This window comes from Nonomuraea sp. NPDC051298 (assembly GCF_055586305.1).
On sequence record NZ_JBVJIM010000003.1, the window covers coordinates 76,702 to 91,527 of the forward strand.

Below are 14,826 nucleotides of genomic sequence, written 5' to 3' on the forward strand. Positions count from 1 at the left end.
AGCGGCGAGGCTCGGATCCGGGGCGACGGGGTCGTGCGACGGCTCAGCCCCGCGCCATCGCGCTCCTGGGGCGGGCGACGGCCGTGATCACGAAGTAGAGGAGCCCGGCCAGCGCGAGCGCGACGACTACGCCGATGTTCGCCGACCCGAACGTGCCGGACCTCATCTCGTCGCTCATCAGGAAGCCGACGAACGCGGCGATGTTCGGATCGGCCGAGGTGATGAGCCCGAGGCCGACGGCCGACGCCACGACCAGCGACACCACGCCGGGCCAGTTGAGCGCGGGCGCGTCCGGGCGCAACAGCCGCTCGTCGTACGTCCTGCCGCCGCCCCGCAGCCGCCGCATGTCCACCAGGAAGATCGCGGCCCAGGCCGCCATCACCACGCCCACGACGGCCAGGAACGCCTGGAACGTGGCCAGGAAACTGGTCGAGACGAACAGCAGGTAGTAGCCGCCCAGCACCATGAGCAACCCGTCGATCAGCACCGCGTGGTGCCGCCTGACGGGCACGCCCAGCGCCAGCATCGACAGCCCGGAGGAGTAGATGTCCATGATGGCCCCGGCCAGGAATCCGCCGATGGCGGTCAGCAGGTACGGCAGCAGGAACCAGGTCGGTAGCGCCCCGGCCAGCGCCGCCACCGGGTTGGCGCCCGCCGCCTCGGCCAGCCGGGGATCGCCGCCGGTCAGCAGCACGCCGAACACGAGCAGCACCATCGGCGGCAGCGCGCCGCCGAGCGTCGTCCACAGGGCCACCGAGCGTGGTGAGGAGGTCGCGGGCAGGTAGCGGGAGTAGTCGGCGCCGCAGTTGACCCAGCCCAGGCCCAGCAGCGTCATGGCGAAGACGATCCCGCCCACCCAGCCGCCGGGCCCGGCCGTGGTCTCCAGCGAGCCGCCGAGCCTCGGGACCATGAGGACCAGGTAGACGACCGTCAGCACGACGAACACGTACGTGAGGTAGCGCTGGACGACCATGATCATGGCGTGGCCGTACACGCCGACCGCGATCACCGCCACGGCGGCGACGGCGAAGCACACGGCGGTGGTGGTCGTGACCGGGAGGCCCGGGGCGATCCGCCTGAGGATCTCCGCGCCGCTCTGCGCCGCCAGCGTGACGAGCACGATCTCCCAGCCGACGTTCGAGACGTAGGACAGCAGGGTGGGCAGCTTGTTGCCCTGGTAGCCGAACGGCGCGCGGCCCAGCGTCATCGTGGGCACGCCCGAGCGCGCGCCACCGACCGCGACCAGGCCCACGAGCAGGAACGACAGCGCGTACCCGAGGGCTCCGACGATGATCGCGGGCACCACGCCGAGGCCCAGCCCGACGATGTAGACGCCGAACGCGACACCGAACAACGACAGGTTGGACCCCGCCCACGGCCAGAACAGGTCGCGCGGCCGACCGCGCCGCTCGCCTTCGGGGATCGCGTTGATGCCGTTCTGCTCGACCGCCGTCGTGCCCATGATCGGACGCTACTCCCCTTTCGTCCCGAAACGAAGACCACCGTTCCTCCCTGCGGACCGTCGAGGCCGATCACTTGGGAGAGGGGCGGCTCGCGTGGGCGGGCCGGTAAAGAAGCCGTCGGTGGGCGATATTTCAGGATCTGACGGGAATCATGAGCGCAGTGCGGCAAGGGGGTGATGAGGGCGTCCGGGTCCGACACACGACGGCGCGCACTGGCCGTGTGCCTGGTCGCCGCCTTCATGACGGGGCTCGACGTGAGCATCGTCAACGTCGCGCTGCCGTCGATCCGCCAGAGCCTGAACGCCACGGACGACGGCCTGCAGTGGACCCTGTCGGGGTACGCCCTCACGTTCGGCCTCCTGCTCATCCCGGCCGGACGCCTGGGGGACGCCCGGAGCCGTCGCACGGTCTTCCTGTGGGGTGTGGCGTTCTTCACCCTCTCCAGCGCCGCCTGCGGCTTCGCCGCGGAGATGAACACGCTGATCGTCTCCCGCCTGGTGCAGGGCATGGCGGCCGGAATGCTGAACCCGCAGGTCTCGGGGCTGATCCAGCAGATGTTCCAGGGCTACGAACGCGGCCGGGCCTTCGGCGCGCTCGGCGCCACCATCGGCGTCTCCACGGCCGCCGGGCCGCTGATCGGCGGCTCGCTGGTGACCGTGTTCGGGGCCGACCACGGCTGGCGCTGGGTGTTCCTGGTGAACCTGCCGATCGGGCTCGTCCTGCTGCCGCTGGCCTGGCGGGTGCTGCCGCGTCCACAGCTCGTGCACCGGCGGCACGAGAGCATGGACCCGGTCGGTGTGCTCCTGCTCGGCGTCGGGGTGGCGGGGCTGCTGCTGCCCTTCATCCAGCGCAACCAGTGGGAGGGGAACGCCAAGTGGCTGCTCGTACCGGCCGCGTTGACGGTGCTGGCCGGGTTCGTGACGTGGGAACGGTTGTACCGGCGTGAGCCGCTGGTGGACCTGTCGCTCTTCCGCAAACGGTCGTACCGGCTGGGTACGGCCATCGCGCTGTTCTACTTCGCCGGATTCACCGGCATCTTCTTCATCTTCACGCTGTACCTGCAGAGCGGCCACGGCTACAGCGCGCTCATGGCGGGGCTGTCGATCACGCCGTTCGCGCTCGGCTCGGCCTCGGCCGCCGCGGTCGGGGGCCACCTCGTGACACGGTTCGGACGGCGGCTGGTGGCCGTCGGGCTGACCATGGTGATCGTGGGGCTGCTGGCCACGATGGTCGCCACCGAGCTGGTGCCCGGCCGGGCGGCGGGGCTGGCGACCGCGCTGCCGCTGCTGGTGGCGGGCATGGGCAGCGGCCTGGTCATCTCGCCGAACCAGGCCATCACGCTGTCGGAGGTGCCGCCCGCGGGCGGGGGCAGCGCGGCCGGGGTGCTGCAGACCGGGCAGCGGCTCGGGTCGGCCATCGGGATCGCGGCGGCGGGCACGACTTTTTTCGGCTCGCTGGGGGACGGCTGGGCGGTGGCGTTCCGGCACGGGCTGGTCGTGGTGGTGGCCTCGGTCTGCATCGCCCTCGCCGCCGCCCTCTACGACCTCGCCCGCACCCGGCGCGACCCACCCCGCCCGTGACCCGCCCCGCTCATGATCCGTCCCGTTCGTGACCAGCCTCGCCCATGACTTGGCCTGTTATGCCAGGAGCCGCGCCTCCACCGCCGGGTCGAGCCCCTTGTTCGGCCGGTCGGGCCGTATGGGCGCCTTTCCGCCGATGCCGCGCAGCCAGGCCCACGTGTCGGCCACCGTCTCCGACACCGGACGCAGGCGCAGCCCGGCCGCCACCGCCTTGCCCACCTCACCCCCGTGCATGAACGCGTAGTCGTCGCCCACCAGCCAGATCGGCAGCTCGATCCACGGCTGCACCCCGGCCGCCAGCAGCCGCTCGGGCTCGATCCAGCGCAGCTCGGCGTCGGACCCGGTGGCCTTCACGCACTCTTCGAGCAGCTCGCGCATCGTCGTGAACCCCGGCGGGCTCACCACGTTGAACGCCCCGCCGACGCCCCGCGCCCCCGCCTCCAGGCACCACCCGGCCAGGTCACGCGCGTCGACGTACTGCAGCCCGAGGTCTCCTGGCGCCGGGGCGACCACCGGACCACCCTGCGCGATCCGGGTCAGCCAGTAGGGCAGCCGCCCGACGTTCTCGTAGGGCCCGAGGATCAGGCCGGCCCGCGCCAGCAGCGCCCGGTCGCCGAAGGCGGCCACGGCCGCCAGCTCGGCCCCCGCCTTGTTCCTGGCGTAGTCGCTGTCGTCGCTCTCGTCGGGCGAGGACGCCACCACCGGCGCGCTCTCGTCGGCGCCGAACGGCACCGGGTCGGCGTAGACCGACCGGCTCGACACGTAGACGTAGGAGCCCGCCCGCCCGGCCAGCAGCGTCGCGGTGTCCCTGACCGCCGAGGGCGCCCATGACCAGGTGTCGACCACGACGTCCCACTCGCCGCTCTCCAACGCCGCCAGCCCGCCGGGCGCCGCCCGGTCGCCGCGCACCGCCGTCACCCCTTCGACCGGCGCGTGGCTGCCCCGGTTGAACGTCGTCACCTCCCACCCCAGCGCCAACGCCTCGTCGACGACCGCCCTGCCCACGAACTCCGTGCCGCCCAGCACCAGAACCTTCATGGCGTCCACCCTGGCCCCGGCGCTCCTCGTGCGGAAGGCGTGCACGCCGTCAGCGGAATCGCCACGAGCGAAAGGAATACGGAGCGTATCCAGAAGTCGGCAGGTCCAACCCCGTGGGCCCAGATCAACTCGCTAAACGTGGCGGGCGTGCGCCCGGGGTAGATGTCACGGACGGTGACGTACGGAGGGTGAGATGGGATGGTAGACCGGCTGTTTCCGCGCTCGATCCGGGCACGCCTGACCGCGATCGCGACCTTGGCGGCCGCTGGTGTCGTCGCCGCCACGGCCGCCCTCATGCTCGCCACCGTGCCCGACAGCCTGCACGGGGTCCTGCTGGCCAGGGTCGAGCTGGCCGTGCGCAGGGTGGCCGGCGACGTACGTGCCGGGCAGTTGCCCGGGGTGCTGGAGCCGCCGGAGCGCGTCGAGCTGCTACGGGTGGTCTCGGCCACCGGTGACGTGCTCGCGAGCAGCGGCCCGTCCCATCCCGCCGACGCGCGGGTCACGGCACTCAGGCCGTACGGGTTAGAAACCGTCCGTACGACCGAGGTGGAGGTGACGCGCGACCCCGCCGAGCCCGCGACCCGCTACCTCGTGATGGCCATGACCGTCCGCACACCCGCGGGACCCGCCCTCGCCGCATCCGCCACCATCGGACCTCCCACAGTCGCCCACTCCACCGCCGGACCCGCCACCGCCCAGCGCGCCGTCGCCGGGTCGGTCACCGTGTACGGGGCCGCCTCGCTCGCCGACGTGGACCGGTCGCTCAGATGGATCCACGCCCTGGTGTTCCTCGGCACCCCGCTGGTCCCGCTGGTCGTGGGGAGCCTCACGTGGGCCGCCGTCAGGACGGCCCTGCGGCCCGTCGAGCGCATCAGCGGCGGGCTGGCCGAGCTGACGGGCCGTGACCTGAGCCGGCGGGTGCCCGTACCCGACACGGGGGACGAGATCGCCGCCCTGGCCGCCACCGCCAACCACGCGCTCGACCGGCTGGAACGTTCGGCCGAGACCCAGCGCCGCTTCGTCGCCGACGCCTCGCACGAGCTGCGCAGCCCCATCTCCGCCCTGCGCACGCAGATCGAGGTGGCCAACGCCTACCCCGACGAGACCGACTGGCAGGTCACGGGCGCGCGGGTGCTGGCCGCCGCCGACCGGCTGACCGGCATCATCGACGAACTGCTGATGCTGGCCAGGCTCGACGCCGGCGCGCCGCCGCAACGCCGCGTGGTGGACCTGTGCCGCGTGGCCGAGGACCAGGTCCGCCGCCGCGCGGACGCCCGGGTGCCGATCTTCCTGCGCGCGTGCGGGGTGGCGCCCGTCCTCGGCTCGCCGGTGCAGCTCGACCGCCTCCTGACGAACCTGCTCGACAACGCCACCCGGCACGCCGCCACCCGCATCGACGTCGAGGCGGCCGTACGGGGGAGCCGGGTGGTCGTCACGGTGACCGACGACGGCGACGGGATCCCGCCCCAGGACAGGGAGCGCGTGTTCGAACGGTTCACCCGGCTGGAGAACGCCAGGGCCAAGGACAACGGCGGCAGCGGGCTCGGGCTGTCGCTGTCGAGGGAGATCGCCACGGCCCACGGCGGCACCCTCACCGTCGCCGACCACGACCCGGGCGCACGATTCGTAGCGGTGCTGCCGTTGCACGACGCCTGACGACGGCTACGGCGGCACCCCCTGCGACACCTAGACTCGGCGGGGTGGACCTAAGACAGCTCTCCGACGAGATCGAGTCCATCTCGCGGCGTTACGCCGACCACCTGGGCATCGATCGCGACGACACCTGGTTCCTGCTGAAGCTCCAGGAGGAGGTGGGCGAGCTGACCCAGGCGTTCCTCATGCTCACCGGCAGGGCCAGGGACAGGGGCCGTACCGAGGAGGAGCGGGCGGCCGGTTTCCGCGAGGAACTGGCCGACGTGGTGTGTCACGTCCTGCTCATGGCCCGCCATCACGGGGTCGACCTGGAGGCGGAGGTCGAGCGCAAGTGGCTGGCCTGGGAGCGGTAGCGGCCCGGCCTGAAGAGGCCGGGCCGCAGGTGAAGCAGGGATTTCAGAGAGCAGGGGCTAGTCGACGACCGTGATGCGGTCGGTGGCCGGCGGGGCGATGGGGTTGTTCTTGCCGAGGTGGTCGACGAAGGCGTCGATGTCCAGCGGCCCGCTCCACAGGTCCGTCCCGTCCTTGAAGGCGAGGAACGCGTCGCCGCCGCCCACCAGGAAGTTGTTGGCCGCGACCCGGATCGTCTGCGCGTCCGTCACCGGCACACCGTCGATCTTCATGCCGGAGATCTTCGAGCCCCAGGCGGCGCCGCGGCTGTAGGTGTAGGTGAAGTTCGCCGACGGCTGCAGGATCTTGGTGAACGCCTGGCTGTTCGGCCCGCCGGTGAACTGCTGCTCCAGCACCGTCTTGAGCTGGGCGCCGGTGAGGGTGACCACCTGCATCAGGTTGTTGAACGGCTGCACGGTGAACGCCTCGCCGTACGTGACGACGCCGTCGCCCTCCTTGGCCGGGGAGCCGGCGTGCGTCAGCGCGGCCCGTACGCCGCCCGGGTTCATCAGCGCGATCTGCGCGTTGCCGCCGGTCTTGGTGGCGGCGAGCTGGGCGTCGGCGATGAAGTTGCCGAGGGGCGACTCGCCGGAGGGCGCGGCGGCGTTGGTGATGTCGGAGCTGATCGTGCCGACCGCCTTGTTGGCGACGGACGAGACCTCGTCCTGCCAGAACCCGACGAACTTCGAGATCGCGGGGTCGGCGGCGACCGTACGCGTCACGACGTGGTTGTCCGCCACGACGGAGGCCCGGTCGATGTCCTTGGTCTTGACGTTCACCTTCAGGTCGACCTGCGTGATGACCCGGCCGTTCGAACCGCCCTGGGAGTACACGCGGTCGTTGCCCGCCGGGTCCTTGACCTCGCACAGGTACGCCTGGTGCGAGTGGCCGCTCAGGATCAGGTCGACCTCGGTGTCCACCTCGGCGGCGATGCGGTTGCCCGCCCCCGGGACGGCGCTGCACGCGTCGGGCGACTGCCCGGCCGCCACCTGGTCACCCTCGTGCATCAGGACGACCTGGGCCTTCACCCCGAGCAGCTTGAGCAGCTTGGAGGCCACGTTCGCGGCCTTGACCTCGTCCACGAACTTGAGGTCCTTGATGCCCTCGGTCGTGACGATGTTCGGGGTCGTCTGCGTGACCAGCCCGATGAAGCCGATCGGCACGCCGTTCATCACCTTGATGCTGACCGGGGGCAGCGCGGGCACGCCCCAGTCGGCCAGGAGCTGCTTGACCTGCCGCGAGTTCGAGCCGCCGAGCGCCGCGAGCGCGTCGGTCTTCTCGTTGGGGTTCTTGAACAGGACGTTCGCGCCCACGTAGTCGAACTTGGCGCCCTTCCACTTGCCGGCGGGCGAGCAGCCGTCCACCGGGTGGCAGCCACCGTCCATGATCCGCCGCAGTTCGGCGTAGCCCTCGTCGAACTCGTGGTTGCCGACCGCGGCCACCTTGAGCCCCAGCTTGTCCAGGAACTCGATCGACGGCTCGTCGTGGTAGGCGGCCGAGATGAGCGGTGTGGCGCCGATGAGGTCGCCCTGGGCCACGGCGATGGTGTTCCTGTCGGACAGGGCCTTCATGTGCGTGGCGATGTAGGCGGCACCACCGGCCTCGACCGTCTGGCCGTGTTCGTCCACGATGCGGCCGGCGGATCCGGTGGGCGGTTCGAGGTTGCCGTGGAAGTCGTTGAGCGCGAGCAGCCGGACGGGGACCGTCTTGGGGGCCTTGCTCGCGTTCGCCGGGAGGGTGGCGAGAAGGACCGCACCCGAGGCGAGGGCGCCGGCCAGCGCCAGCCGGAGGAGGGAACGAGACGTCATGGCCCAAGACGTTACGGCCGCAAACCATGCGGCTAATGTCACAAAGGTGACGATTTGCCCGGCTGTCACATGGCGTCATTTGCCAGTCATACGCCTAGAGTTCGTTCTGTGAGTGTGAACGTGGAGATCCGCGAACGGCTGGATGACCAGGAGATCACCGAAGTGCTCGCCCTGGTGGAGGCGGCGACGGACGCCGACGGCGTACGGCCGCTCAACGAGCACGTGATGCTCCACCTGCGCTACGGCGGCGACCCGCGGGCCCGCTCGCTGCTGTTGCGCGCCGACGGAGCCCTGGCCGGCTACGCGCACGTCGATCCCACCGACGAGGTGGAGGGGCCGAGCGTCGAGCTGGTCGTCCACCCGTCCCGCCGCCGCCGGGGCCTCGGCGCGCGGCTGCTGCGGTCGATCATTGACCTGACCGGCGGCCCGCTCCGCCTGTGGGCGCACGGCGACCACCCGGGCGCGGGAGCGCTCGCCGCCGCCTTCGGCTTCGAGCGCGTCCGCTCCCTGTGGCAGATGCGCCGCTCCCTCTTCGCGCCCCTCGCTGCCCACCCGCTGCCGGAGGGGGTGAGCCTGCGCACGTTCGTGCCCGGTCAGGACGAGGAGCCCTGGCTCAAGGTCAACGCCGCCGCCTTCGCCCACCACCCCGAGCAGGGCGCCTGGACGCTGGACGACCTGCTGCGGCGCGAGCGGGAGCCCTGGTTCGACCCGGACGGCTTCTTCCTGGCCGTGCGCGGCGACCGGCTCGTCGGCTTCCACTGGACGAAGATCCACGGCTCCTCCGACCACGGGCACGAGCCGCTCGGAGAGGTGTACGTGGTCGGCGTCGACCCCTCCCAGCAGGGCACCGGCCTGGGCAGATCGCTCACCCTGGCCGGGCTGGGCCATCTGCGCTCACGTGGCCTCGCCCAGGCCATGCTGTACGTGGACGAGACCAACACGGCGGCGATCGGCCTGTACGAGTCCCTCGGCTTCAACCGCTGGGACGTCGACGTGATGTACGCCCCGCCACAGTGAGCCGGTTCACCCTATGACGAGGTGGAGGGCGAGGTAGGAGAGCCCGGCCACGATGGCCGCGGCCGGAATGGTGAGGATCCACGCGGTGACGATGTTCCCCGCGACCCCCCACCGTACGGCGCTGAGCCGCTTGGTGGAGCCCACCCCCATGATCGCGGCGGTGATCGTGTGCGTGGTGGAGATCGGCGCCCCGAAGCCGATGGCCGCCACGTACAGGACGGCCGCCGCCGCCGACTCCGCGGCGAAGCCCTGGGGCGGGTGGAGCGCGATGATGCGGCGTCCCAGCGTACGCATGATGCGCCAGCCGCCCGCGTACGTCCCCAGCGAGATCGCCCCCGCGGCGGAGAGGATGACCCACTGCGGGATGGGGTCGCTCGGCTCGGCGAAGCCGCCGACGGTGAGGGCCAGGAAGATGACGCCCATCGTCTTCTGCGCGTCCTGCAGCCCGTGCCCGAGCGCCATGGCGGCGGCGGAGACGGTCTGGGTGTAGCGGAAGCCGCGGTTGGTCCTGCCCGGCTGGCGGTTGCGGAAGATCCAATATATTGCGATCATGATCGCTGCGGCGAGGCTGAACCCGATCAGCGGCGACAGCACCATCGGGATGACGACCTTCGCGAAGACGCCGTCCCAGTGCACGACGCTGGCCGAGGCCAGCGCGGCGCCCACCAGGCCGCCGATGAGGGCGTGACTGGAGGAGGAGGGCAGCCCGAAGTACCAGGTGATCACGTTCCACACGATCGCGCCGATGAGGGCGGCGATCACGATGACCAGGCCGTGCGATCCATCCGGGGCGTCGATGATGCCCTGGCCCACCGTCTGGGCGATCTGGGTGCCTAGGTGGGCGCCGATGAAGTTCATCGCCGCGGCCATGAACAGCGCGACCCTCGGGGTCAGCGCCCTGGTCGAGACGGAGGTGGCGATCGCGTTCGCCGCGTCGTGGAACCCGTTGGTGTAGTCGAAGGCCAGTGCGATGACGACCACGCCGATGACGAGCGCGAGCGTGAGGTCCACTGCTGGTCCTAGCTTTCCTTGACCGCGATCGACTCGACGGTGTTGGCCACGCTCTCGAAGGCGTCGGCCGCCTCTTCGAGCGCGTCGACGACCTCCTTCATCTTCATGACGGTCAGCGCGTCGTACTCACCGCTGAACAGCTTGGCCAGCAGTCGCCGGTAGACCTGGTCGCCCTGGTTCTCCAGGCGGTTGACCTCGATCCAGTACTCGGTGAGGTTCTTCATCGAGCGGAGGCGCGGCATGGCCTCGGCGGTCAGCTCCGCCGCCCGCTCCAGCACCTCCACCTGCCGTACGACGTCCTTGGGGAGATGGTCGATCTGGTAGAGCAGGATGAGGTCGGAGGCGGCCTCCATGGCGTCCATCACGTCGTCGAGGTTCGAGGCGAGCCGGTAGATGTCCTCGCGGTCGAACGGAGTGATGAAGCTCTCATTGAGCCGGTTCATGATCGCATGGGTGCGTTCGTCACCGGCGTGCTCGCAGGCGCGCATCTTCTCGGCCAGGGCCTCCCTGTCCGAGCCGTCACTGATGATCTCGACCAGTAGACGGGATGCCGTGACCAGGTTGTTCGCCGAGTCGGCGAACAGGTCGTAGTAGCTGTCCTCACGTGGCGTGAGACGCAGGCGCACGTCGTTCTCCAGATGTGCGGGGATGGTCCGTGCAAAGGGTATGGCTTACCAGGAGAAATGCGAACTTCATCTTCTCTTCGCCTTGTGGCTACCCGGCGTCTGTTGTGCGACACCGGCATTCCGCGTACTTTCGTGATCTTTTGGGTCGTCCGCATTGGCCGACCGTGCCGGCCGATCGTACTGGTCGCCCGTACCGGCCGACCGCACCGGCCCACGGCATGACCATCGGCCAGGCACCCCGACCTGCGTTGTGACCTCTCGGCCGGTGTCGGTGGCCTGGGGCGTGACCCGGTGATCGGTGGCGCCGACGGGTGGCGCCGACCGGTGGCGCGCCGGTTGGCCGGGCGCGCCGGCCCGCGTGCGTCACGGAACGCCTCGCGGGCAGGCGGCGACCCGCCCCGATCACCCATCAGACCTTCCGCGTCTACCTTCCGTTCACCTTTCTCCCGCCTTGCCCCTCGTCCCCTTCGTACTCATCGTGCTCGTCTCACTCATCCCGCTCAGATCTTGGTGCGGTGGAAGTTCCGGAACGACCTCGACGGAGTGGGGCCGCGCTGGCCCTGATAGCGGGAACCGTACTTGCTGGAGCCGTACGGGTGTTCGGCGGGGGAACTGAGCCTGAACACGCACAACTGCCCGATCTTCATCCCCGGCCACAACTTGATCGGCAACGTCGCCACGTTCGACAACTCCAGCGTCACATGCCCGCTGAACCCCGGATCGATGAACCCGGCCGTCGAATGCGTCAGCAACCCCAGCCGTCCCAGCGAACTCTTCCCCTCCAGCCGCGAGGCCAGATGGTCGGGCACCGTGACGACCTCGTACGTGGAGGCCAGCACGAACTCGCCCGGATGCAAGATGAATGGATCGTCCCCCTGGGGCTCCACCATCCGCGTGAGATCCGGCTGCTCGACGGATGGGTCTATGTGCGGGTAGCGGTGGTTCTCGAACACCCGGAAGAAGCGATCGAGCCGTACGTCGATGCTGGAGGGCTGGATCATGTCCGGATCGAACGGGTCCAGCCCCAGCCGCCCGGCCTTGATCTCGGCGAGGATGTCACGGTCAGATAGCAACACGGTGAGCAACTTACCGGGCTGGCGGAGAATGCGCGGGGCCGGGATTGCTGATGCGCGCCAAGTTTCCGCTACAGTGGGGGACGCGACCTTGAGTCGTACGCGGGTGTAGTTCAATGGCAGAACATCAGCTTCCCAAGCTGACAGCGCGGGTTCGATTCCCGTCACCCGCTCCACTCTCATACTGTGGCAGGACCATCTCTCGTGTGCGCGTGAAGGATGTCGCCCCTCCTCTGTAGTCTCTAGAGGACAAGGAAGGGAGCGGGAATGACCGCACAACCGCAGGACTTCGTCTCCGTCGGCGCGCCTCTGCCTGAGAAGAACCTGCGGACCATCCGTGCCGCGCTGGTCGTCCCGGAAGATCGCGAAGCTTTCGACGCCGGGCTCAAGGCCGTGCTCGACGAGGTCAAGGTGAGCCTGGATCTTGGGGCGCTCAACGCTTTCGTGCACCGCTGGTGGATCTCCGCGTGTGACACCGCAAAGGATCCCGAGGGGCGCCGTCAGATGCACGTCCGCGCCCAGCAGGCTCTTGCCGGCGAACCCGTTCCTCACGGGAGGCCGTGGCGGGAGATCCTTGCTGCTCGTGGGATCGATGTCTAGGTGTTCAAGCTCATCATCGATCCCGTGGCCGAGGAACAGATCGCCGCGCTACCCGATCACGCACTGCATCCGCTCGCGGATCTGTTCGCACTTCTGGAGACCGCTCCATGGAGTGGAGACCCGTACAACTTCAAGAACCCCAGGGCGAAGATGCTTACGCACGCGTTCGGAGAACGTGGTCTCGCCACCTATGTGGTTCTGGACCGGCAGCGCGAGGTCTATCTTGTTCGCATCGAATGGCCATAGGTTCGTGCCCGTTGCGTGCCCGTTCGCAGAGCGACCAGCGGGGAGTCACGGGAACTCACGGTCACTCCACCCGCAGATGCCCAAGTCAGCGTTTCCCCTGCTCAGAGGTCTTGATCTCGAAAGAGTTCCCAAGCTGACAGCGCGGGTTCGATTCCCGTCACCCGCTCTCACTAGGAAAGCCAGGTCAGGGATGGATTTCCGACCTGGCTCTGATCGTTTCCGGGGCTGTTCTCGATCTTCCGTGCAACTAGCGATGCAGTGCAGGCAGTCAGGATGCGACTGCCGGCACTGCTTTCGGTGAGATCAGCCGGCCTCACGCAGCGGTTGGAACTCGACGCTGAGCCGCATCTCCAGAGCCTCTGCCAGGCGCTCCAACATGGGGATGGTCGGCATGGTCCCTCCTGCCTCGAACCGTGCAACCGCCGGCTGCTGCAGCCCAGTGCGCTCAGCTAGTTCGGTCTGGGTCAGTCCAAGTTGCTCACGCCGCAGTCTCACGGCCTCGCCCAGTTCGAACCGGATCTTGGCCGCCTCGTAGGCCGCTCCGGCACCGGGACGACTCATTATTTCGGACTTCCTGTCGGCCCAAGTCCTGCGCTCGCTCACTCCGCTCACTCCTCATCAGTGGTGTGCGCCTCAGTGATACACCGCTGTATGGCCCGCCACGCACGATCGATCTCAGTGGTCTCGCGCATCCGCTGCTTGCGGAACACCGTCAGCATGACGGTCCTTCTTCCCGGAGCGATCCAGTAGGTGATCCGCACCGCCTCTCGGTGGAGGTGAAACCGCAACTCCCGTAGTTTGCCGCGGAGCTGACGAGTGTAAAGGCTCGTCGAGCAGGACACCACGCTCGGCCAGTAGGTCGATGTAGAACGCCGCTGTTTCCTGGTCTTCCTGATCAAGGGTGTCGAACCACTCATCAACTTCTGGCTCCAGCTCCACCTCTCCCCAGTTCATAACACAAACGTTATACTGCAAGCAAGAGTCGGGTCTTGGAGAAGTGAAATTGTCCTGTTACGTGCCTCGGTGCTCGGGTCATGCCAGGTCGAAGGCTGGTCGTCGGGCCATTAGCGGGCCATTAAGTGGGGTGACGAGGGGTCAACCACGGTCACTCAGGACCGGCCTTCTGCCCAGCTCAGCGCCCCAGTGGGCCGTGATCGATGCAGTTCCCAAGCTGACAGCGCGGGTTCGATTCCCGTCACCCGCTCTCACTGCGAAAGCCCAGGTAGACCGATAGATTCGGTGCCTGGGCTTGATCTTGTCCAAGGTTGTTGATCTCTGCGTGCCATCAGGCGGAGAGGTGTCTGTGGTCGAGCACTGTTGCGAGTCGATGGTTCGCCAGGTGGCCTGGGAGTGTGATCAGCATGCGGACCCGTTCGTCTGTCCAGACGCGCTGATCACCTTCAATGAGCGGTTCATTGAGTACGGCTTGATCATCCATGACGGTGGAACATCCGTCATCGTCATCTCCTACTGCCCGTGGTGCGGGATGCGGCTGACTGAATCTCAGCGGGACCGGTGGTTCGATGCGCTGGAGGCGCTCGGAGTCGACCCGTCGACTGACGAGATCCCGATCGAGTACCAAGACGGGCGCTGGCTGCAGTCTTGATCGCGTAAGCCGGGGAGCGCGTCGCATCTACCTCACTGCAGGCAGAGCGGACGGGCCGTCGTCCGTGTCACCCTCGGCCTTACCCTTCGTCTCATGCCCGAGTAGACGCTTGTCGATGGCGTCCGTGATCAGCTTGTCGGCTCTCCGGACGGCGTGCTGATAGATCAATCGCGGCTCGGACGTTGTCGTGTCCCATATGCGCCATGAGGTCCTTGAGGCCCGCGCCCGAGTCCGCCGCGATCATGTTTCCCGTGTGACGGAGATCATGGAAGTGCAGCCCCGGGGCGCCGATCGCCCGTACCGCCTCCCTCCGGCCGGAGAGTTTGTTGAACCCGCTTCTGCGCATCGGGCCGCCCTTGATCCTCGTGAAGATGAGTGCTCCGGCTTCGGGCTTCACGCAGAGCCGCAGGTGTTCTCTCAGGGCCGGGACGATCGCTTGTGGGATGCCGACGATTCGCTCGCTGGCCTTGGACTTGGGTGGGCCGAGAACCGGCTCACCTGTGGAGCGTTCCAAGTGGGCCAGGCGAACGCGGACCGTACCCGCGTTGAGGCCGTGACTGATCGGGACAGTGTGGCCACCTTCGAGGCGCATGTGGTTCGGCCGAGGCGGATCGACGTGAAGTGCGAAACAGCCGACGTAAATGTTCACAGCAGCGCACCCGCCTGACCGGTCCCGTTGCACCGCCAGCAGCCATCGCGGTGTCGGTCATCGTGA

At 68.7% G+C, this 14,826-nt stretch carries 16 protein-coding genes and 1 tRNA gene; 8 read left to right on the forward strand and 9 right to left on the reverse strand.

What is annotated here, in order from left to right; genetic code table 11:
• Positions 1 to 43 precede the first annotated feature (43 nt).
• On the reverse strand, positions 44 to 1,462 hold the full coding sequence (locus ACZ6S0_RS10305) for a purine-cytosine permease family protein (protein WP_465915406.1): 1,419 nt from the start codon (positions 1,460 to 1,462) through the stop codon (positions 44 to 46).
• A gap of 177 nt (positions 1,463 to 1,639) precedes the next feature.
• On the opposite strand from ACZ6S0_RS10305, the gene ACZ6S0_RS10310 reads away from it, so the two are divergent.
• Positions 1,640 to 3,043, forward strand: a complete 1,404-nt coding sequence (locus tag ACZ6S0_RS10310) for an MFS transporter (RefSeq protein WP_465915408.1) — start codon at positions 1,640 to 1,642, stop codon at positions 3,041 to 3,043.
• A 57-nt stretch (positions 3,044 to 3,100) separates the two neighbouring features.
• Here ACZ6S0_RS10310 and ACZ6S0_RS10315 read toward each other — a convergent pair whose 3' ends face one another.
• Positions 3,101 to 4,081 (reverse strand): NAD-dependent epimerase/dehydratase family protein, encoded by a 981-nt coding sequence (locus tag ACZ6S0_RS10315; protein WP_465915410.1) that lies wholly within the window; start codon positions 4,079 to 4,081, stop codon positions 3,101 to 3,103.
• Positions 4,082 to 4,279: 198 nt separating this feature from the next.
• Here ACZ6S0_RS10315 and ACZ6S0_RS10320 point away from each other — a divergent pair, with 198 nt between their 5' ends.
• Together ACZ6S0_RS10320 and ACZ6S0_RS10325 are read left to right on the forward strand one after the other, a co-directional pair.
• A complete protein-coding gene (locus ACZ6S0_RS10320) occupies positions 4,280 to 5,737 on the forward strand; it encodes a sensor histidine kinase (protein WP_465915412.1) in 1,458 nt (485 codons plus the stop codon).
• Positions 5,738 to 5,781: 44 nt separating this feature from the next.
• On the forward strand, positions 5,782 to 6,087 hold the full coding sequence (locus ACZ6S0_RS10325) for a pyrophosphatase (RefSeq protein WP_465915414.1): 306 nt from the start codon (positions 5,782 to 5,784) through the stop codon (positions 6,085 to 6,087).
• 57 nt (positions 6,088 to 6,144) lie between these two features.
• Here the strand turns inward: ACZ6S0_RS10325 and ACZ6S0_RS10330 are convergent, their stop codons facing one another.
• On the reverse strand, positions 6,145 to 7,932 hold the full coding sequence (locus tag ACZ6S0_RS10330; RefSeq protein WP_465915415.1) for a bifunctional metallophosphatase/5'-nucleotidase: 1,788 nt from the start codon (positions 7,930 to 7,932) through the stop codon (positions 6,145 to 6,147).
• A gap of 108 nt (positions 7,933 to 8,040) precedes the next feature.
• Between ACZ6S0_RS10330 and mshD the strand changes: the two genes are divergently transcribed.
• Positions 8,041 to 8,949: a mycothiol synthase gene (gene mshD / locus ACZ6S0_RS10335; RefSeq protein ID WP_465915417.1), complete on the forward strand. Its 909-nt coding sequence runs from the start codon at positions 8,041 to 8,043 to the stop codon at positions 8,947 to 8,949.
• 6 nt (positions 8,950 to 8,955) lie between these two features.
• Here the strand turns inward: mshD and ACZ6S0_RS10340 are convergent, their stop codons facing one another.
• From ACZ6S0_RS10340 to dcd, 3 genes are all read right to left on the reverse strand, one after another.
• Entirely contained in the window at positions 8,956 to 9,960 is a 1,005-nt protein-coding gene (locus ACZ6S0_RS10340) for an inorganic phosphate transporter (RefSeq protein ID WP_465915418.1), read from the reverse strand.
• A gap of 8 nt (positions 9,961 to 9,968) precedes the next feature.
• Positions 9,969 to 10,586 (reverse strand): DUF47 domain-containing protein, encoded by a 618-nt coding sequence (locus ACZ6S0_RS10345; RefSeq protein ID WP_344889962.1) that lies wholly within the window; start codon positions 10,584 to 10,586, stop codon positions 9,969 to 9,971.
• A gap of 500 nt (positions 10,587 to 11,086) precedes the next feature.
• On the reverse strand, positions 11,087 to 11,662 hold the full coding sequence (gene dcd, locus ACZ6S0_RS10350; RefSeq protein ID WP_465915421.1) for a dCTP deaminase: 576 nt from the start codon (positions 11,660 to 11,662) through the stop codon (positions 11,087 to 11,089).
• A 99-nt stretch (positions 11,663 to 11,761) separates the two neighbouring features.
• Here dcd and ACZ6S0_RS10355 point away from each other — a divergent pair.
• The 3 genes from ACZ6S0_RS10355 (at position 11,762) to ACZ6S0_RS10365 (ending at position 12,505) form a co-directional block, all read left to right on the forward strand.
• A tRNA-Gly gene (locus tag ACZ6S0_RS10355) sits at positions 11,762 to 11,835 on the forward strand.
• A gap of 91 nt (positions 11,836 to 11,926) precedes the next feature.
• Positions 11,927 to 12,259, forward strand: coding sequence for a DUF6247 family protein (locus ACZ6S0_RS10360; RefSeq protein ID WP_465915423.1), 333 nt, complete (start codon positions 11,927 to 11,929; stop codon positions 12,257 to 12,259).
• On the forward strand, positions 12,260 to 12,505 hold the full coding sequence (locus tag ACZ6S0_RS10365) for a hypothetical protein (protein ID WP_465915425.1): 246 nt from the start codon (positions 12,260 to 12,262) through the stop codon (positions 12,503 to 12,505).
• Between the two features lie 303 nt (positions 12,506 to 12,808).
• Here ACZ6S0_RS10365 and ACZ6S0_RS10370 read toward each other — a convergent pair whose 3' ends face one another.
• Both ACZ6S0_RS10370 and ACZ6S0_RS10375 read right to left on the reverse strand, forming a co-directional pair.
• On the reverse strand, positions 12,809 to 13,108 hold the full coding sequence (locus ACZ6S0_RS10370) for a helix-turn-helix domain-containing protein (RefSeq protein ID WP_465915428.1): 300 nt from the start codon (positions 13,106 to 13,108) through the stop codon (positions 12,809 to 12,811).
• 5 nt (positions 13,109 to 13,113) lie between these two features.
• Positions 13,114 to 13,422 carry a type II toxin-antitoxin system RelE/ParE family toxin gene (locus ACZ6S0_RS10375; RefSeq protein WP_465915432.1) on the reverse strand — a complete coding sequence of 103 codons (309 nt, stop codon included), beginning with the start codon at positions 13,420 to 13,422 and terminating at the stop codon, positions 13,114 to 13,116.
• Between the two features lie 332 nt (positions 13,423 to 13,754).
• Here ACZ6S0_RS10375 and ACZ6S0_RS10380 point away from each other — a divergent pair, with 332 nt between their 5' ends.
• Complete coding sequence (locus ACZ6S0_RS10380) at positions 13,755 to 14,111, forward strand: DUF6980 family protein (RefSeq protein WP_465915435.1); 357 nt, start codon at positions 13,755 to 13,757, stop codon at positions 14,109 to 14,111.
• Between the two features lie 91 nt (positions 14,112 to 14,202).
• Here ACZ6S0_RS10380 and ACZ6S0_RS10385 read toward each other — a convergent pair whose 3' ends face one another.
• Positions 14,203 to 14,760 (reverse strand): tyrosine-type recombinase/integrase, encoded by a 558-nt coding sequence (locus ACZ6S0_RS10385; protein WP_465915439.1) that lies wholly within the window; start codon positions 14,758 to 14,760, stop codon positions 14,203 to 14,205.
• Positions 14,761 to 14,826: the final 66 nt, after the last annotated feature.